The sequence below is a fragment of the Variovorax sp. OV329 genome (assembly GCF_900114785.1).
Lineage (GTDB): Bacteria > Pseudomonadota > Gammaproteobacteria > Burkholderiales > Burkholderiaceae_C > Variovorax.
Genome location: NZ_FOUG01000007.1, coordinates 17,841 through 35,221, shown reverse-complemented (window position 1 = coordinate 35,221; position 17,381 = coordinate 17,841). Strand labels below are relative to the sequence as shown.

16 protein-coding genes are annotated in these 17,381 nt (G+C 66.4%); 8 read left to right on the top strand and 8 right to left on the bottom strand.

Annotation, left to right across the window (positions count from 1 at the left end; all coding sequences use genetic code 11):
* Window positions 1-205: 205 nt before the first annotated feature.
* The 6 genes from BM345_RS13505 to BM345_RS13480 form a co-directional block, all read right to left on the bottom strand.
* Window positions 206-910, bottom strand: a complete 705-nt coding sequence (locus tag BM345_RS13505) for an ABC transporter ATP-binding protein (RefSeq protein WP_093380261.1) — start codon at window positions 908-910, stop codon at window positions 206-208.
* Entirely contained in the window at window positions 903-2,663 is a 1,761-nt protein-coding gene (locus tag BM345_RS13500; RefSeq protein WP_093380260.1) for a branched-chain amino acid ABC transporter ATP-binding protein/permease, read from the bottom strand. Before BM345_RS13500 ends, BM345_RS13505 begins: the two co-directional genes overlap by 8 nt.
* A complete protein-coding gene (locus tag BM345_RS13495) occupies window positions 2,660-3,511 on the bottom strand; it encodes a branched-chain amino acid ABC transporter permease (protein ID WP_093380258.1) in 852 nt (283 codons plus the stop codon). Before BM345_RS13495 ends, BM345_RS13500 begins: the two co-directional genes overlap by 4 nt.
* A 5-nt stretch (window positions 3,512-3,516) precedes the next feature.
* Window positions 3,517-4,731, bottom strand: coding sequence for an amino acid ABC transporter substrate-binding protein (locus tag BM345_RS13490; protein WP_217653986.1), 1,215 nt, complete (start codon window positions 4,729-4,731; stop codon window positions 3,517-3,519).
* Window positions 4,728-5,903: a CaiB/BaiF CoA transferase family protein gene (locus tag BM345_RS13485; RefSeq protein WP_093380257.1), complete on the bottom strand. Its 1,176-nt coding sequence runs from the start codon at window positions 5,901-5,903 to the stop codon at window positions 4,728-4,730. The genes BM345_RS13490 and BM345_RS13485 overlap by 4 nt, the downstream gene beginning before the upstream one ends.
* Before the next feature lie 455 nt (window positions 5,904-6,358).
* Window positions 6,359-6,973 (bottom strand): acyloxyacyl hydrolase, encoded by a 615-nt coding sequence (locus tag BM345_RS13480; protein WP_093380255.1) that lies wholly within the window; start codon window positions 6,971-6,973, stop codon window positions 6,359-6,361.
* A 364-nt stretch (window positions 6,974-7,337) separates the two neighbouring features.
* On the opposite strand from BM345_RS13480, the gene BM345_RS13475 reads away from it, so the two are divergent.
* On the top strand, window positions 7,338-9,770 hold the full coding sequence (locus BM345_RS13475; RefSeq protein ID WP_093380254.1) for a catalase: 2,433 nt from the start codon (window positions 7,338-7,340) through the stop codon (window positions 9,768-9,770).
* Window positions 9,771-9,838: 68 nt separating this feature from the next.
* A complete protein-coding gene (locus BM345_RS30400; protein ID WP_093380252.1) occupies window positions 9,839-10,186 on the top strand; it encodes a DUF2934 domain-containing protein in 348 nt (115 codons plus the stop codon).
* A 9-nt stretch (window positions 10,187-10,195) separates the two neighbouring features.
* On the opposite strand, the gene glgX is transcribed toward BM345_RS30400, so the two are convergent.
* Window positions 10,196-12,331 carry a glycogen debranching protein GlgX gene (gene glgX, locus BM345_RS13465; protein WP_093380251.1) on the bottom strand — a complete coding sequence of 712 codons (2,136 nt, stop codon included), beginning with the start codon at window positions 12,329-12,331 and terminating at the stop codon, window positions 10,196-10,198.
* A 246-nt stretch (window positions 12,332-12,577) separates the two neighbouring features.
* Here glgX and BM345_RS13460 point away from each other — a divergent pair, with 246 nt between their 5' ends.
* Window positions 12,578-12,985, top strand: a complete 408-nt coding sequence (locus tag BM345_RS13460; RefSeq protein WP_093380709.1) for a DUF3597 domain-containing protein — start codon at window positions 12,578-12,580, stop codon at window positions 12,983-12,985.
* Here BM345_RS13460 and BM345_RS30110 read toward each other — a convergent pair.
* Complete coding sequence (locus tag BM345_RS30110) at window positions 12,975-13,145, bottom strand: hypothetical protein (RefSeq protein WP_175544994.1); 171 nt, start codon at window positions 13,143-13,145, stop codon at window positions 12,975-12,977. The two genes, BM345_RS13460 and BM345_RS30110, sit on opposite strands and share 11 nt — an antisense overlap.
* Window positions 13,146-13,429: 284 nt before the next feature.
* Between BM345_RS30110 and BM345_RS13455 the strand changes: the two genes are divergently transcribed.
* From BM345_RS13455 to BM345_RS13435, 5 genes are all read left to right on the top strand, one after another.
* Window positions 13,430-14,152 (top strand): glycosyltransferase family 2 protein, encoded by a 723-nt coding sequence (locus BM345_RS13455; RefSeq protein WP_093380249.1) that lies wholly within the window; start codon window positions 13,430-13,432, stop codon window positions 14,150-14,152.
* The gene (locus tag BM345_RS13450; protein WP_093380248.1) at window positions 14,149-14,673 is read left to right on the top strand and encodes a DUF421 domain-containing protein; all 525 of its coding nucleotides are present in this window, start codon (window positions 14,149-14,151) and stop codon (window positions 14,671-14,673) included. The genes BM345_RS13455 and BM345_RS13450 overlap by 4 nt, the downstream gene beginning before the upstream one ends.
* A gap of 113 nt (window positions 14,674-14,786) precedes the next feature.
* Complete coding sequence (locus BM345_RS13445) at window positions 14,787-14,999, top strand: hypothetical protein (protein WP_139237512.1); 213 nt, start codon at window positions 14,787-14,789, stop codon at window positions 14,997-14,999.
* 13 nt (window positions 15,000-15,012) lie between these two features.
* Window positions 15,013-16,176: a zinc-dependent alcohol dehydrogenase gene (locus BM345_RS13440; RefSeq protein WP_093380245.1), complete on the top strand. Its 1,164-nt coding sequence runs from the start codon at window positions 15,013-15,015 to the stop codon at window positions 16,174-16,176.
* Between the two features lie 240 nt (window positions 16,177-16,416).
* Window positions 16,417-17,376 carry a fasciclin domain-containing protein gene (locus BM345_RS13435; protein WP_254789719.1) on the top strand — a complete coding sequence of 320 codons (960 nt, stop codon included), beginning with the start codon at window positions 16,417-16,419 and terminating at the stop codon, window positions 17,374-17,376.
* The last annotated feature ends 5 nt before the right edge of the window (window positions 17,377-17,381 follow it).

Here is a 17,381-nt window from a genome sequence, read left to right as displayed (position 1 = left end):
GCACCTGGGTGGGAAGACTGCCACCGGGCTCCTGGCAATTCTTCCCTCCATGAGAGGACGAGCAAGGCATTCAGCCTTTCAAGCCGATGTCCATAGGTCGTAGGTTTCGCTGCGCGGGCGCACCGAAGGTGATGTCAAGCCAGCCGATCAGCCGGCCCCGCCGCGCGAGGAGAGCGCCGGTCGGGTGGGTGCGGCCGTGCGGCGATCAAACGCCCAGGTAGGCGCGCGCGATCTCGCTGCGCGCGAGCAGTTCCCGAGGCGTTCCCTCGGCCACCATCCGGCCTTCTTCCAGCACGTAGGCGCGGTGCGACACCTCCATGGCCATCGCCACGTTCTGCTCGACCAGGAGCACCGAGGTGCCGACGGCATTGATGTGCCGGATGGCGGCGAACAGGTCGTGCACGATCAGCGGCGAGAGGCCCAGCGAGGGCTCGTCCAGCAGCAGCAGGCGCGGCCGGGCCATCAACGCCCGGGCAATCGCCACCATCTGCTGCTGGCCGCCGGAGAGCTCACCGGCGGGGCTGGCCAGCTTCTCGCGGATCACCGGAAAGAGCTCGATCACCTGCTCCAGCGTCTCGCGCCGCTGCGCCTTCGAGCGTGCCAGATAGCTGCCGAGCTCCAGGTTCTCCAGCACGGTCATGCCGGTGAACAGGCGCCGGCCCTCGGGCACCAGCGCGATGCCGGCGTCGCAGAAGCGGTGCGGCGCCAGCATAGTCACGTCCCGGCCCTCGAACACGAGCTGCCCCTCGCGGGCACGCAGGAGCCCGGCCAGGGCGTTGATCAGGGTCGTCTTGCCGGCGCCGTTGGGGCCGACCACGCACAGCAGTTCGCCCTGCCGCACCGTGAGCGACACGCCCCACAGCGCGCGCGCCGCGCCATAGGCCACCTGCAGGTCACGCACTTCAAGCATGAGTCTTTCCCAGGTAGGCGGTCATCACTTCGGGGCGCTGCATCACGTCGTTGGCCGTGCCCTCGGCCAGCAGTTCGCCATGGTTGAACACCACGATGCGGTCCGTCAGCGCCATCACCGCGCGCATCACGTGTTCGACGAAGACGATGCTCGAGCCCTGGTCGCGGATGCGGCGGATCAGCGCCACTGCGTCGTCGATTTCGCTGGGCGTCAGGCCGCAGAGCACCTCGTCCAGCAGCACCAGGCGCGGGCGCGAGGCCAATGCGCGCGCCAGTTCCAGGAACTTGCGCTGGTGCAGGTTCAGCTCGTCGGGCCGGGCATCGCGCTTGTCCGCGAGGCCGGTGAACTCCAGCCACTTCATCGCCTGCCGGTTGGCCGCGGCCGGGTCGCCGACAGCACCTCCGAACATGGTGGCAATGGCCACGTTCTGCAGCACGCTCAAGTGCGCGAAGGGCCGCGGAATCTGGTAAGTGCGCGCAATCCCGCTGCCCGCGACGCGGTGCGCCGGCAGGCCGTTCAGGCAGCGTCCCTCGAACCAGACCGTGCCGCCGCTGGCGGCATGGTGACCGCTGACCACGTTGATGAAGGTGGACTTGCCCGAGCCGTTCGGCCCCAGCAGCCCGAGGATCTCGCCGCGCCGAACTTCCACGTCCACCCCGGCCAGCGCGCGCACGCCCTTGAAGGATTTGCTGAGGTCCTTCACGCGCAGCAGCACCTCGTCCTGTCCGCTTGCCCAGGCACCGGACGGTGCGCGCTGCGCCGGCCCGGCGGTCGCCGCCGGCGTGATGGCCGGCGTCGTCGAAGTCTCTGGATTTCGCCGCCACAGCCTCCTGACGCGTTCCAGGATGCCGTCCGGCATGAACAGGATCGCCGCGATGAGGATCGCACCGATCGCCGCCTTCCCCGCCACCGCATGGTCGGCCGCGGTGAAGCTGTAGAGCAGCGCGGTGATGGCCAATGCGCCGACGGCCGGGCCCGCCCAGTGCCGCGTGCCGCCCAGCACGCTCATCAGCACCACCGTCAGCGGCACCGTGATGGTGAAGACGTCGCCGGCCGTCACGTACGACAGGAAGAGTGCATGGATGCCGCCCGCCAGCCCGGCCAGCGCGCAGGACACAGCCAGCGCATACAGCTTGTAGCGGTAGGTCGGCACGCCCATCACCTCGGCGGCGTCCTCGTCGTCGTGAATGGCGAACAGCCCGGCACCGAACTTCGACACCTGGATGCCCCAGGCGATCAGCAGGGTCGCGACCGCGGCTGCCAGCGCCAGCAGGTAGAAGGTCGAGGAGGGCGAGGGCCCGATCCTGGGCACCACGATCGCCGCCAGCGAGACACCGTTGCCGCCGTCCAGCGGCGTGTTGACCACGATGGTGCCGATCACGAAGGTGACCGCCAGGGTCAGGAGCGCGAACACCTCGCCGCGCACGCCCTTCACGCGGAACACGATGGCCCCCAGCGTCACCCCGAGCAGCGCCGCCACCAGCGCCGCCGCCGGCAAGGTCCAGAGAAAGGGCCAGTCGTAGTGCGCCATCAGGTTCGCGCTGGTGTAGATGCCGGTGCCGAAGAAGGCGCCGTGGCCGAAGGAGAAATAGCCCGAGTAGCCCGACAGGATGTTCCACGAAGTCGCCAGCACCACCCAGTGCAGCGCGAGGTAGAGCAGCGAGTCGTAGAAGGGCGGCAGGCCCAGTTGGGGCAGCAGCCCCAGCGCGGCACCGGCGGCGAGAATGGCCAGGGGCGTACGCCGGCTCCTCATGCGGGCCTCCCTGGCCGCAGCAGCAGGATCAGGATCAGCAAGGTGAACGAGACGATCGGCGCCCACGAAGGCGCGAACACCGCCATCGTGATGGCCTCGCTCACGCCGATCACGGTGCCGGCCAGCAGGGGGCCCAGCGCGCTGCCCAGACCGCCCAGCATCACCGCGGCAAAGACCACGCCGACCCAGGCGTACATCTGCGAGGGCGCCAGCGTGAAGCTGAGCGCGATGCACACGCCCGCCACGCTGGCCAGCGCCGAGCAGACGCCGGCGAGCAACAGGCCCAGCGCCTTCTCGTTGACGCCGAAGGCGGCGGCGATCGGCGCGTCCTGTGCGGCGGCACGCATCGCCTTGCCGATGTCCGTATAGCGCAGCACCGCCCACACTGCGAAGCAAAGGCCCACCGCCAGCACCAGGGTGATCAGCTCCGGCACCGGCACGAAGAGATGGCCGAGCTTGAACTTCATGTGCGCATAGCTCGACTCCAGCTTGCGGAAGTCCGCTGTCCACACCGCCTGGATCAGGCTCTCGACAATGCCCATGAGCCCGAAGGACAGCAGCAGCGAATTGAAGGGCGACACCGAGAAGCGCGCCATCACCCAATGCAGGCCGGCACCCACCAGGAAGAACAGGGGCACGATCAAGCCGAGGGTCAGCAACGGGTTCATGCCCTTGCTTGCCAGTTGGTAGCACAGGTAGGCCGCAAGGAAGGCGAAGGCGAAGTGCGCCAGGTTGATCAGGCGCAAGAGGCCCCAGCTCAGGCTGAGGCCCAGGCCCATCAGGCCGTACAGCGCGCCGACAAAGATGCCCGAGAGGATGGACTGGGACAGCAGCGAGAAGCTCGGCATTGCCGTCAGGGCGCGAGCAGTTTCGCGCCGCCGGCCGTGACCTCCTTGGGCCACACCACGACCCACTTGCCGTCCTGGATCTGCTTGATGCGCATCAGGTCGTCGCCGAAGTTGCCGACGCCGTCGAAGCGCAGCTTGCCTTGCACCGTCTCGACCTTGTGCGTCTTCAGGTAGTCGGCAATCTTCTTGTCGTCCAGGCTCTTGGTGTTGACCACGCCGGCCTCCAGGATCTGCCAGGCGGTGTACGAGGCCGCGGCCTGCGTCTCGACCGACGTGTCCGAAAAACCGGCCTTGGCGGCGCGCTCGGCATAGATCTTCACGAACTCGGCGGCTCCCAGGTTCGAAGTGAAGGGCGGCTGCGCCTCGAAGATGGTGGCCGACAGTGCTCCCTTGGCATCCGGCGAGGCCAGCAGCGGCCCGGGCGCGGGGTACAGGTAGAAGTGCTGCGGCGGCGTGTAGTCGATCTTCTTCATCGCCTCCAGCAGCAGGTTGCCGTCCAGCCCGATGGCTCCGACCCACACGAAATCGGGATTGGCGTCTTTCACGCGGTTGGCAATCGGACCGAAGTCGCGGTTGCCGAAGTCCCATTCCAGGAACAGCACCTCGCTCAGGCCGCGCTTCTTCAGCACTTCGCGCGCGCCCGCGCTCATGAACTGGATCGAGGGGAACTTGCTGGTCACCACCGCCACCGTCTTGGGTGGCTTGGGGCCGGCGGCGAGTGCATCGAACAAGGTATTGGGCACGGTGTTGGCCGGGTCGGAGCCGAGCGACCAGGCCGGGAACGACATGTCGTACTTGGCCAGCGAGGGGATGCCCATCGTGTGATGTACCAGCACCTTGTTGTAGCGCTGCGCCACGCCCATGGCGGAAAGGATGGCGCCGGTGGCATAGGGGCCCATCAGCAGGTCGACCTTGTCGGCCGTCACCAGCTGCTCGTACAGGGTGCGCGCCAGGTCCGGCTTGGACTGGTCGTCCTTCACCACCCACTCGACCGGACGGCCCAGCAGGCCACCGCGCTTGTTGAGCTGCTCGATGTAGATGTCACCCACCAGCTTGTGCACCTGCGCCGTGGCCGAGAGCGGCCCGGTCAGCGCCAGGGTGCTGCCGATGCGTATCGGCGTGCCAGAGGGCTGCTGCGCCAGCGCCATGCCCGCGGCCGCCAGTGCAATGGCCGTGACGGCGGTGCGCCGCCCGATGCGGTGCGAGTTCTGCATCTTCATGGTCCTTGTCTCCTCGTTGCTTGGTTGTCGGTCTTGCGCAAACACCGCACTTCGGCGCGGATCTCGTCGTTGTGTTCGCCCAGCGTGGGGGGAGGGCGCACCTGCAGCGCGCGTTCGCCGTCGAAGCTCACCGGGGAGCGCACTGTGCGGAACAGTCCCATCACCGGGTGCACGGCCGAGGCGGTGAGCTCCAGGTGCCGCGCCTGCGGGTCGTCCAGCGCTTCGCTGGCGTCGTACATCGGGGCGTGGGGCACGTCTTCGCGCTGCAGGCGCCGGCACCATTCGTCGCGCGGCTGGGTGAGAAAGCGCTCGCCGAGCAGTTCGATCAGGACCTCGTGATGCGCGATGCGCGCCTCGCGCGTGGCAAAACGCGCATCCTCGAAGAGCCGGGGTCGTTCGACGGCCGCGGCCAGGCCGCGCCAGAATTTCTCCGGCGAGGACATGTGCAGCGCGATCCAGAACTCGTCCGCGCAGCGCAGAACGTAGGACTGCGATACGCGCGGCCGGCTGTAGGGCCCCATGACCTCGCCCACCTGGAAGAAGTGCGTGAAGGCGTCGAGATTGAAATGCGCCATCGCCTCCAGCATCGACACCTCGACCTTGCGGCCGACGCCCGTGCGCTGGCGCTCGAACAGGGCGCCCAGCACGCCGTAGGTGGCGTAGTAGCCGGTCAGCGCATCGGCGATGGCCGGGCCGACGACTCGCGGGTTCTGCGGATTGACCAGCAGGTTCAGGAAGCCGGCGGCCGCCTGCGCCACGGTGTCGTAGGCTGGCCGGTTCACGGCCGGCCCGCTGCCGCCAAAACCGCTGATGGCGCAGTAGACGAGCTTCGGGTTCAGGCCCTGCAGCCGCTGCGCACCCACGCCCAGTTTTTCAGCCACGCCGGGCCGGAAGTTCTGGATGTAGACATCTGCATCTGCGATGAGTGCGTCCAGCACCTCGAGGTCCGCGGCCTTCGTCGTGTCCAGCTCGATGCTGCGCTTGTTGCGGTTGTAGGTCTGGTAGTGCGGGCTGTACAGGCCGTTCTTGAAGGCGCGGAAGGGGTCGCCGGTCTTCGGCTGCTCGACCTTGATGACGTCCGCACCCAGGTCGCCCAGGAGCATGCCGGCTGCCGGCCCCGTGATGAAGGTGCCCTGCTCGATGACCTTGAGGCCTAGCAATACGGGGATCATTCATGCATTCCCGGAATGCGGCGGCGTCGGCGCGTCGTTGCGATCCATCGAACGGGGGGACGTACTCCCCCGGCCTGTCAGACGCGGATCACGAGCTGCGGCAAAGGCCCGGAGCACGTCCCGGATGATCGCGTCCCCTTGAGAGTCGGGCATGGGCTTGTCTCCTGCACGCCTGTCGATGGATGTGCACCATAGGCCCCGATACATTGGGTTGCAAATGATGAATTTCCATAGATACCATCGACGGCATCAATCATTTGCGGGGGTTTTCATGGGGTGAAGCTTCGCCGCCGCCGAAGCTCCGCCGGCTCGGCGAGGGGGAGGGCGGGGTGCCGCGTTGAATCACCGCCGAGCATTCCGGCACCAAGGCCGCTGCCCAGACCGGGGCCGGGACCGGCGGTCAACCGCGGTGCTGCGCCGCTCGACGCTTTGAATTCCCTCAAGAACGGCGTGCTTTACTCGAAGCGGTAGGCGTAGCGAAGCTGCACAAAGTTCTGGCCCGGATTCGGATGCTTGATGCCTGCGTTGGAGAAATGCTCCACGCGAACGGCCAACTCGTGCTCCTGCCTCGCCCCGAAGTTCCGGCCCACGCCCAGGTGGCTGCCGAAGTTGAAACTGGTCGAGAATTGCTTGTCGGTGCTGTGGTAGATCGACGAGGTGAAGCTCAGTCCCACTCCGGCCTCGAAGAACCACGGCGACGCGCCGCCGGCCCCGCGCCAGCGCAGCGATGGCGTCATGGCCAGCTGCGTCAGATGGTCCTTGCCGACTGGCGTGGACGCGTCGTAGCGCCACTGCGACAGCATGACCTCGATGTAGGGACGCAGTTCGCCGGGTCCGAGCGTCCACCTGGTGTTCCAGTCCCAGGACAGGCCCACTGCCAGCGTTTGCGTGCCCTGCGCGCCGCCTGCCTGCACGTAGAAGGCGTCGGGTGCGAAGGAGGAGGGCAGTTCCGCCCGCGCCGCCTGTCCGACGCCGAGCGATGCAGCGCCGGCACCGATGCACAACAGCCAGCGGATGCCGCCGGACTTGTACCTGTGTGCCGTGGCGGTCGTTCGATCATCATGAGTCATGCCCCATTGAACGGCCAAGAGGCCATCGGCTCAATCCGACGGAGGACGGATCTCCGTTCCCCCCCAATGGCCATGAGCGGCGGGGGGAGGGCCTGGGTGTCGGGCTGACCGCCGCCATTCGCCAGCGCAGCGCTGCCACGCGTTGAGGGCCTGGCGGCCAGTCGCCGTGGCGCACGTGTGCGCGATCCAGGCAAATCTGACGGCAACGTTTTCAACCGCACGCGAAGCGCCTCGCGACCTACGCGAAGTCGGAAGCGCATTGCAGGCTGAACTGTTGTCGTCCTACGGGTCCGTGGCCGCGGGCGGCGTAGTTTCCTTTCTTCCCTCGTCTCCACCCTTTCGTCCCCACCTCACCCGGATCATCATGACAAAGAAGCAAACCTCCCAGGCCGTCACTGCAGCCGAAGCAGACGCAGCGCGCGCTGCAGCACGAAACACCGACAGCGGGCCGGCTCAGCCGGCGCCGCCCGCCGCCGTCAAGGGCGACTTGCCCGCCCAGAAGATGGCCGACGCGCAGAAGCTGGCCGCCGGCATGCCGGCCAATGCGAACAAGGCGGCAGAGCATGGCGAAGCCAACGCGCTGTCCACGCCCGCTGGGCAGACCGTCTCGCCGCCATCCCGCCTGCCCACGGGCAGCACCCTGTCCGAGGAGAACGTGTCTGGCAAGACCGGCGCGCCGGCGCAGGACGGGGTCAACGCCACCATCGCGCCGCTGGAGCGCGTGCGAGCGGACGGCAGCGCACAGGTCCTGACGACCAACCAGGGCGTGCGGGTCGCCGACAACCAGAACTCGCTGAAGGCCGGTGCGCGCGGTCCGGTCCTGCTCGAGGACTTCATCCTGCGCGAGAAGATCACGCACTTCGACCATGAACGCATCCCGGAGCGCATCGTGCATGCGCGCGGGTCGGGTGCGCATGGCTTCTTCGAGTGCTACGAGCCGATGACCAAGTACACGAAGGCCGCACCGTTCCAGGAGGCCGGCAAGGTCACGCCGGTGTTCGTGCGCTTCTCCACGGTGGCCGGCGAGCGCGGCTCCAAGGACACGGCACGCGACGTGCGCGGCTTTGCGGTCAAGTTCTACACCGACGAGGGCAACTGGGACCTGGTGGGCAACAACATGCCGGTGTTCTTCATCCAGGACGCGATGAAGTTTCCCGACCTGGTCCACGCCGTCAAGCCCGAGCCCCACCACCAGATGCCGCAGGCGGCCAGTGCCCACGACACCTTCTGGGATTTCGTGTCGCTCATGCCGGAGTCCACGCACATGCTCATGTGGCAGATGTCGGACCGTGCCATTCCGCGCAGCTACCGGATGATGCAGGGCTTTGGCGTGCACACCTTCCGGCTGGTGAACGAGGCCGGCGAATCGTGCCTGGTGAAGTTCCACTGGCAGCCGAAGCTGGGAACGCACTCGCTGGTCTGGGAGGAAGCGGTCAAGATCTCTGGCGCCGATCCCGACTTCCACCGCCGCGACCTGTGGGAGGCGATCGAGGCGGGCGAGTATCCGGAGTGGGAACTGGGCCTGCAGATCTTCACCGAGGAGCAGGCCGAGCAGTTCAGCTTCGACATCCTGGACGCCACCAAGATCGTGCCGGAGGAACTGGTGCCCATCCAGATCGTGGGCCGCATGGTGCTCAACCGCAATCCGGACAACTTCTTCGCCGAGACGGAGCAGGTGGCCTTCTGCGCCGCGCACGTCGTGCCCGGCATCGACTTCACGAACGACCCGCTGCTCGCCGGCCGCATCCACTCCTACGTCGACACGCAGATCAGCCGGCTGGGCGGACCCAACTTCCACGAGATTCCGATCAACGCACCGGTCGTGCAGGTCCATAACAACCAGCGCGACGGCATGCACCGCCAGGCCATCCACCGTGGCCGCGTGGCCTACGAGCCCAATTCGCTGGCGGGAGGCTGCCCCTTCCAGGCCGGCGCCGCGCAGGGCTTCACCAGCGTGGCCCGGCGACTGGATGCCAAGGACAGCGCGGACAAGGTGCGCATCAAGCCCGAGAAGTTTGCCGACCACTACACGCAGGCACGGCTGTTCTACGAGAGCCAGACCGAGGTGGAGCAGGCGCACATCGGCAATGCCTTCCGCTTCGAGCTGTCGAAGGTGACGGTGCCCGCGGTCAGGGAGAGGATGGTCGCCAGCCTGCGGAATGCTTCACCGGCATTGGCCGAGCGGCTGGCGCAGGACCTCGGAATGGACCTGCCCGCGGCGCTGCCCAAGGCCCTGGAGAATCCCGCGCCGCCGGAGGTCGAGCAATCGCCCGCGCTGTCGCTGATGGCCAGGCCCGGCGATGGTGGAATCCGCACGCGCAAGGTGGCCGTGCTGGTCGCCAACGGCGTCGAGGGTGCTTCTTTGGGCAAGGTGGTGTCGATGCTCGTCGCGGCCGGTGCCGTTCCGAGGCTGGTGGGCGCACGGCTTGGCAACTACGTGGGCCAGGCGGGCGAGAAGTTCGCTGCCGATGCGACCATGGAGAACTCGCCCGGCTTCCTGTTCGACGCCCTGGTGCTGCCCGACGGCGAAGCCGCGGTGGCCGAACTGGACGCGGATGCGCACACGCTCGAGTTCCTGCGCGACCAGTACTGGCACTGCAAGACCATCCTGGCGTTCGGCGCATCGCAGGCCTTGCTGGCCGAGGCGCAGATACCCATGACGATGGCCGACGGAAGCCCTGACACGGGACTGGTGCTGGCAGACGCGGCCGATGCGGATGAGGCGATCGCCGACTTCATCGCGGCGATGGGTGTCCACCGGCACTACGGTCGCGAAAACGATCCGCCCAAGGCCTGAGCAGGCAGCGAGCGTTCGCGGGGCCACGTCTTCGGGCCCCGCGTGAGTATCACCAATAGGAGTGACGAATGAGCAATTCAAGCATGAAGCCGATAACGGCTCCACCCGGCTTCCAGGAAGTCAGCGGTGGCGACCGGGGTGACGCAGGTTCGGTGAACATGGAGCAAAGCCGCGCCATCGGCCAGGACGACCCCTCCGAGGGCAGCCGGATGGGACGGGAAGCGAACAAGCCTTCCGGCTATCCGGGCAGCGAGGCGCGCAGGGACCCCAAGCTTGCGCGCGACGAGGCCATCCGCCAAGCGGCCTACGAGGCGTACCTGCGGCGTGGGGGCAATGCAGGCAGCGACGTCGACGATTGGCTGGAGGCCGAGCGCGCCTTCGACCAGGGTGAGGGAAGGGCGGACGCGCAGCGTTAGCGGCTCGCGCTATCCGGAAACGAGCGCCACCAGCGATCGCCCTGTGACGACGTACTCCTTCGACACCGCCGGTGAGTCTGCGCCGAGGGCAGGGTCGGTGGTGTCCAGGCGCAGCCGCCAGTCGCCTGCAGGTGCTGCAGGCAGCGTGAACGAGATCGCTTCGTGCCACGCGTTGAACAGGATCAGGACGCTGGGGTCCTGCGCGAGCGCCGAGATCGCCGAGGCGGGTGCCCGGCCTTCCAGTAGCAAGGCAAAGGAGCGGGTCTGCGGATCCTGCCATTGCTCGGGCCCGATCTCCTGGGCGGCAGGCGTCAACCATTGGCAGTCCTTGCGCCCCAGCTCGTCGAAGTACCGGCCCGTCAGGAAGCGGTTGCGACGCAGGACCGGCTGGCTGGCGCGCAGCGCCAGCAGCCGCGCCGTGAAGTCGCCCAGGCTGCGTCCCGCGTCCGATTGCGCGAGGTCCCAATCCACCCAGGAGATCTCGTTGTCCTGGCAATAGGCGTTGTTGTTGCCGCCCTGGGTGCGTCCGAATTCGTCGCCCGCGAGCAGCATGGGCGTGCCTTGCGACAGGATGAGCGTCGCCAGCAGATTTCGACGCTGGCGGGCCCTCAGTTCGAGAACTGCCGGATCGTCGGTCGGACCTTCGACGCCGCAGTTCCAGGAGCGGTTGTCCGAGTGCCCGTCGCGGTTGTCTTCTCCGTTGGCCTCGTTGTGCTTGTCGTTGTAGCTCGTCGTGTCCGCGAGCGTGAAGCCGTCGTGCGCGCTGATGAAATTGACGCTGGCCCAGGGCCGACGACCGCGCTGGTCGAAGCGCTCAGCGCTGGCGGTGAGGCGCTGCGCCAGGGCGGCCGCCTGTCCCTCGTCGCCTTTCCAGAAGGCCCGGACGGTGTCGCGGAACTGGTCGTTCCACTCGGCCCAGCCCGGCGGGAAGCCACCGACCTGGTAGCCGCCCGGCCCGATGTCCCAGGGCTCGGCGATGAGCTTGACGCTGGACAGCACGGGGTCCTGGCGGCAACTCTTGAGGAAGCCGCCGCCTTCGTCGAAGCCGTCGGGCTCGCGCGCCAGGATGGTGGCCAGGTCGAAGCGGAAGCCGTCGACCTTCATCTCGCTGACCCAGTAGCGCAGGCTGTCCATCACCATCTGCAGGACGCGCGGATGGCTGAGGTTCACCGTGTTGCCGGTGCCCGTGTCGTTGATGTAGTAGCGAGGGCCACTGCCTTCGCCCGGCGGCATCAGGCGGTAGTAGCTGGCGTTGTCGATGCCCTTGAAGGACAGCGTGGGACCCAACTCGTTGCCCTCGGGCGTGTGGTTGTAGACCACGTCCAGGATCACTTCGAGCCCGTGCGCATGGATGCGGTCGACCAGGTGCTTGAACTCGTCGATGTGGGGCCCGTCCATGTAGCGCTGCTCCAGCGCGAAGAAGCCCAGGGTGTCGTAGCCCCAGTAGTTGGTGAGCCCTTTTTCCGCAAGACTGGCCTGCGTCACGAACATCTGCACCGGCAGCAGCTCGATGCTCGTGGCGCCCAGGCGCCGGATCGGCTCGAGCACCTCGTCGCGGGCCATGCCCGCAAAGGTCCCGCGAAATGGCTCGGGGACCTGCGGATGCCCCATGGTGAAGCCGCGCACGTGGGTCTCGTAGAGAACGGTGCGGTCCCAGGGCACGCGCAGGCGATCGGTCTGGGTCCACTCGAAGCGCGAGTCGACCACCACGCACTTGGGAACGAAGGGAGCGCTGTCGCGCTCGTCGAAGCTCAGGTCGCCGTCGGGATGGCCCACGGTGTAGCCGAACAGTTCGGGGCACCATTTCAACTCGCCCATGTGGGCCCGCGCATAGGGGTCGAGCAGCAGCTTGTGATGGTTGAAGCGATGCCCCTTCTCGGGCTCGTAGGGGCCGTGCACGCGAAGCCCGTAGCGAGCGCCGGGCTGGATCCCCGGCACGAAGCCGTGCCACACCTCGTCGGTGTATTCGGGCAGCGTGAAGCACGCGAGCTGGGTGGCTCCGGCGTCGTCGAAGATGCAGACATCCACGCGGGTGGCATGCGCCGAGAAGACCGCGAAATTGACGCCGTCGCCCGTGAACGTCGCGCCCAGCGGTTGGGGAGAACCTTCTCGTATGAGGTGAATGGTGGGGTCTTGGGTTGGCATGCGGCGCGCTCGCGGAGGATGGAGGCGAGAGCGTCCATTGAACGGCTGGCGCCGCGCAGCGGACTGCCTGCCGCAACTCGGTAGGAAAGCGCCCCGTCCTGCTTCCGGGGAGGGTGAGGTCGCCGGCAGGCGGGTCGGGAAACGCAAAGGCGGTCCATCGGCGCGACCGGAGCATTCACGCCCTTGTCCGACAAGTGGGCGGAGATGTACGGCACATGCTGCGGGCTTCACATTCAGGAGACCACCATGGGCATTCTCAGCAACATCCTCGGAAAGATCTTTCCCTCCTCGCATGCGGCGCCTGCGCCCGGCGCGGCCACACCGGCAGGGGCCCCGGCTGCCTCGGCCCCCAGCGCGCCGGCCTCGACGGGCGCTGCAGCGCCAGCGGCCCTGTCGCAGGTCGATGTCGAAAAAGTGCTGGATGACATGGCGGCCAAGGCCGGACAGCAACTCAACTGGAAAACGTCCATCGTCGATCTGATGAAGCTGCTGGGCCTGGACAGCTCGCTCGCCGCGCGAAAGGAACTCACGAAGGAATTGAATTACTCGGGAGACGCCGCGGATTCAGCCACGATGAACGTTTGGCTTCATCGTCAGGTCATGAACAAGGTCGCTGCGAATGGCGGGAAGGTTCCCGCCGACCTCAAAGACTGAGCATCGGGTCGGCGCGGTCGGGTGGCGTGGATGCACCGCCCGATTGCCCGCGCAACTTCAGGAGTCGGCCGATCAGCCGCGCACTTCCCCGCAAGGCAGCGGTCACGGCAAGACTCAATGCCAGGGTCAGCAGGCTTAGCAGAAGAATGAACTCGGTCATGGCGCGTTGGCAAAGGCTTTTGAAAATGTCGGGAGGCTCGCGCGGGAGAAGCCTGCGCAATACGTGAAGGATGACGCACGACAAGCTGCCGCCATGTCGGCGCGAAGCTCGTTGCGCATCGGAATAATCCTCTCAGTCCCGGTAGGCCCAGGTACGCGACATTCGATCGAATGCAGATGCAGAGCCCTGCCTACCGACATCAGGGGCATGCGCTGACGGGGCGCTTCCAACTCCCGTCGATAGTGCATGGATCACTCCAAGCTTCAGGCTTCCAAGGCTCTCAAATGATCGGTGTAGTCGTCCCCGCGCACAACGAGCAGGACCTCCTGGTTTCCTGTATCGCAAGCATCCGAGAAGCTGCTTTGAGCCCCCAGCTCAATGGCGGGCTCGTCGAAATCCTGGTGGTGGCCGATGCCTGCACGGACCGAACCGAAGCACTGGCAGTGCAGACAGGGGCTCGGCTCCTGCCGGTCGCTTTCAGGAATGTGGGCGCGGCGCGCGCTGCCGGAGCCCAGTGGCTCCTGGATCGGGGCGCGCGATGGCTGGCTTTCACGGATGCCGACACGCGGGTGTCGCCCGATTGGCTGGCAGACCAGCTCGCCCTTGATGCGGACGCCGTCTGCGGCACCGTCGAAGTCGCCGACTGGACCCCCCATGCGCACGATGCCGAATGGCTGAGACTGCATTTCTCCCGCACCTACTTTGATGTGGACGGCCACCGGCATGTTCACGGTGCCAACCTCGGGGTGTCCGCCGAGGCCTACCGCCGTGCAGGCGGCTTTCGCGCATCGGCCTGCAGCGAAGATGTGGAACTGGTGCGGGCATTGGAGCGTTCAGGAGCCCGAATCGCCTGGAGCTCCCGTCCGCGCGTCACCACCAGTGCGAGGCGCCTTGTCAGGGCCGCGGGAGGTTTCGGCGACGCGCTGATCCAGGCCGTCGTTCAGCGTGTGCCCGATGCCGCGTCGCTCGGGGCGCTTGGAACACTTGGGGTGGAGGGCGCGTCGTGAGCGACTTGCTGGAGCTCTTTGGTCGCGAGTTTCCAATCTGGCACATGGTGGTGCGCGGAACGGTCGTGTATTGGTTCCTGCTGCTGGTGTTCCGCTTCGTGCTGCGTCGCGATGTCGGATCGCTGGGTGTCGCGGATCTGCTCTTCGTCGTGCTGGTGGCCGACGCGGCCAGCAACGCCATGCAGGGCGAATACAAGTCGATTGGAGACGGGTTGGTGCTGGTCGGCACCCTTGTCGTCTGGAATTTCGGCTTGGACTGGCTGAGCTATCGGTACGAACCGGTGGCCAGATTCCTCGAGCCCCTTCCGGAGGTCCTCGTTCGGCACGGACGGATCAACCGCAAGGCGCTGAAGCGGGAAATGATCACCGTGGAGGAACTCGAGGGCAAGTTGCGGGAGGCCGGCGTGGAGGCGCTCGAGGAGGTGCGGATTGCGCGGATGGAGCAAGACGGGCAACTCAGCGTCTTCCGGCGCGACGAGCGTCCTGCCCGACGCGTCGACGACGCCAGCTCCTTCAAGTAGGACGCGACCTTCGCGGTCGGGACAGCGGCGCGGGCCGTTGTCCGACTGTGGCGTCCTTGATCGAGGCAGCTAATGGCGTATTCGTCTTTGCAGTCATGTTCAAGGAGATCAACATGGAAATCGCATCGCGCCCGTTGGCGCTGGTTACCGGCGCCTCGTCCGGCATCGGGTTTCATCTGGCCCGTCTCGCCGCGCAGCGGGGCTACGAGGCGGACGTGGTGGCGGGCCTGAAGAACAAGATGGCCGTGGCCATCCTAGGGTTGCCCTCGCAGGTGACGGCCGAGCAGCATCGCAAGCTGGCCGAGCCTGGCACCGCCAGGAACTAGGCGGGGCTCGGCCATGAAAGCACTTACCTACCAGGGCGCCAAGAAGGTCAGCGTCGACACGGTGCCCGACCCCGTGCTGCTCGCTGACGATGACATCGTGCTGCGCGTGACGGCGACCGCCATTTGCGGCTCGGACCTGCACATCTACCGCGGCAAGATTCCCGCCATGAAGGACGGGGACATTCTCGGCCATGAGTTCATGGGCGTGGTAGAGGAAACCGGACGCGCCGTGAGCAGCTTGCGCAAGGGCGACCGTGTCGTGGTGCCCTTCGTCATAGCCTGCGGCCAGTGCTTCTACTGCACCAAGTCCTTGTTCGCCGCTTGCGAGCAAACCAACGACGGGCGCGGCGCCATCCTGAACAAGAAGGTGTCGACAGCGGGCGCCGGCCTGTTCGGCTACAGCCACCTGTACGGCGGCTATGCCGGCGGACAGGCAGAGTACGTTCGCGTACCCAAGGCGGACGTAGGGCCGATCAAGATTCCCGATGCGCTGTCGGACGATCAGGTCCTGTTCCTCTCGGACATCCTGCCCACGGGATACCAGGCCGCGGTGAATGCCCAGATCGAGCCGGGTTCCAGCGTGGCCATCTTCGGCGCCGGCCCAGTGGGCCTCATGGCGGCGCTTTCGGCCCGCTTCCTGGGTGCCGAGAAGATCTTCATGGTGGACCACCATCCCTATCGACTGCGCTTCGCGCAGCAGACCTACGGCGTCGTTCCCATCAACTTCGACGAGGACGACGATCCGGCCGAGAGCATCCTCAAGGCCACCCAGAACCACGGGGTGGACGCCAGCATCGACGCGGTGGGTTTCGAGGCCAAGGGCAGTCTTCTGGAAACCACACTCGCCGCCCTGAAGCTCGAGGGCTCCAGCGGCAAGGCCCTCCGTCAGGCCATGGCGGCCACGCGCCGTGGCGGCATTGTCAGCGTTCCGGGGGTCTATGCGGGCTTCATCCACGGCTTTCTCTTTGGCGATGCCTTCGAGAAGGGACTGACCTTCAAGATGGGGCAGACCCATGCGCAGCGCTTCATGCCGGAGCTCCTGGGCCATATCGGCGAAGGCAAGATGAAGCCCGAGGTCATCGTCTCCCACCGGATGAACCTCGCCGATGCGGCCAAGGGCTACCAGATCTTCAACGACAAGGAAGACGAGTGCCGAAAGGTGATCCTCACGCCTTAGGCAACAACAGGACGGGACAGGTGCTGGCACCCGATTCGGCGATTCAGCGCTTTCGGTCGCGACTTGATTTCACGCATCGACGGAGCCGGTAGCTGCGACGCCGTCCTACCGCAGCAGGCGGTTGCTGCTTGCGGATCGCTGCGTGTGCGTTGACGCATGCTCACCGCGCCACCCCGCTTGTCTGCAGAAGCAGGCAGTGGAACCTGAATCCATCGATACACAAGTTCAAGGAGAACCGTCGTGCAATCCATCATTCTCAAGCGTCGCCAACTGATCAAGTCTGCCGCTGCCCTGGGCGGCGTCCTCGTGCTCCAGGCCTGCGGCGGCGGGGGTAACGACACCAACCTGAGTGACCGCAAGAACCTGATGGAACTTGCCGAATCGAAGCAGGAACTGAGCGTGTTCGTCGAAGCCGTCAATGCGGCCGGCCTGCGCGAGACCCTCCAGGCTGCGGGCTCCAACACGGTCTTCGCGCCCAACAACGACGCATTCACTGCGCTCTTGGGAGAACTGGGAACCACCAAGGACGCGCTTTTCGCCAACAAGCCCTTGCTGACCGCGGTGCTCAAGTTCCACATCCTGGGCAAGGTGATGTCGCGCGACACGATTCCCGAGGGCAAGGCCATCGAACCCATCGGTGGCGGCTTCTTCAAGATCGACGGCCTCAACAACGTCTACACCTTCACCGACGGGCGCAACCGCAACGGCAAGGTGGTGAGCTTCGATTCGCTCTCGCTCAACGGGCCGCTGCACGTGCTCGACCGCGTGATGCTTCCGGCCGACAAGAACATCACGCAGACGGTGCAGTCCCGCGCAGATCTCGCAACCCTGACGCTGGCCCTGGCAGCCACGGGCGCCGGCGATACGCTGCAGGGGAGCGGCCCCTTCACCCTGTTAGCACCGAACAACTCGGCCTTTGCAGCGTTGGCTGTCGAGCTCGGTGTGACCCAGGCGGCGTTGCTCGCCGACACGGCGCAGCTGCGCAACATCCTCAATTACCACGTGCTCCAGTCTCGCAAGCTGCGCAAGGAAATCGACAACGACTCCGCGCTCGGCACGCTGCAGGGCGGCAGCGTCCGCATCAATTCGAGCAACCAGGTCACCGATGCGCGCGGTCGTATCTCCACGGTGACCACCATCGACATCATCAGCTCCAACGGCGTGATCCATGTTGTGGACAAGGTACTGCTGCCGGCTTGATCCGC

Bases quoted from the DNA above. Each gene is read 5' to 3' on its own strand.
- BM345_RS13440 (WP_093380245.1), top strand. From the start codon at position 15,013: ATGAAAGCACTTACCTACCAGGGCGCCAAGAAGGTCAGCGTCGACACG.
- BM345_RS13490 (WP_217653986.1), bottom strand. From the start codon at position 4,731: ATGAAGATGCAGAACTCGCACCGCATCGGGCGGCGCACCGCCGTCACG.
- BM345_RS13455 (WP_093380249.1), top strand. From the start codon at position 13,430: ATGATCGGTGTAGTCGTCCCCGCGCACAACGAGCAGGACCTCCTGGTT.
- glgX (WP_093380251.1), bottom strand. From the start codon at position 12,331: ATGCCAACCCAAGACCCCACCATTCACCTCATACGAGAAGGTTCTCCC.
- BM345_RS13445 (WP_139237512.1), top strand. From the start codon at position 14,787: ATGGAAATCGCATCGCGCCCGTTGGCGCTGGTTACCGGCGCCTCGTCC.
- BM345_RS13500 (WP_093380260.1), bottom strand. From the start codon at position 2,663: ATGAGGAGCCGGCGTACGCCCCTGGCCATTCTCGCCGCCGGTGCCGCG.
- BM345_RS13480 (WP_093380255.1), bottom strand. From the start codon at position 6,973: ATGACTCATGATGATCGAACGACCGCCACGGCACACAGGTACAAGTCC.
- BM345_RS30400 (WP_093380252.1), top strand. From the start codon at position 9,839: ATGAGCAATTCAAGCATGAAGCCGATAACGGCTCCACCCGGCTTCCAG.
- BM345_RS13485 (WP_093380257.1), bottom strand. From the start codon at position 5,903: ATGATCCCCGTATTGCTAGGCCTCAAGGTCATCGAGCAGGGCACCTTC.
- BM345_RS13495 (WP_093380258.1), bottom strand. From the start codon at position 3,511: ATGCCGAGCTTCTCGCTGCTGTCCCAGTCCATCCTCTCGGGCATCTTT.
- BM345_RS13475 (WP_093380254.1), top strand. From the start codon at position 7,338: ATGACAAAGAAGCAAACCTCCCAGGCCGTCACTGCAGCCGAAGCAGAC.
- BM345_RS13460 (WP_093380709.1), top strand. From the start codon at position 12,578: ATGGGCATTCTCAGCAACATCCTCGGAAAGATCTTTCCCTCCTCGCAT.
- BM345_RS30110 (WP_175544994.1), bottom strand. From the start codon at position 13,145: ATGACCGAGTTCATTCTTCTGCTAAGCCTGCTGACCCTGGCATTGAGT.
- BM345_RS13505 (WP_093380261.1), bottom strand. From the start codon at position 910: ATGCTTGAAGTGCGTGACCTGCAGGTGGCCTATGGCGCGGCGCGCGCG.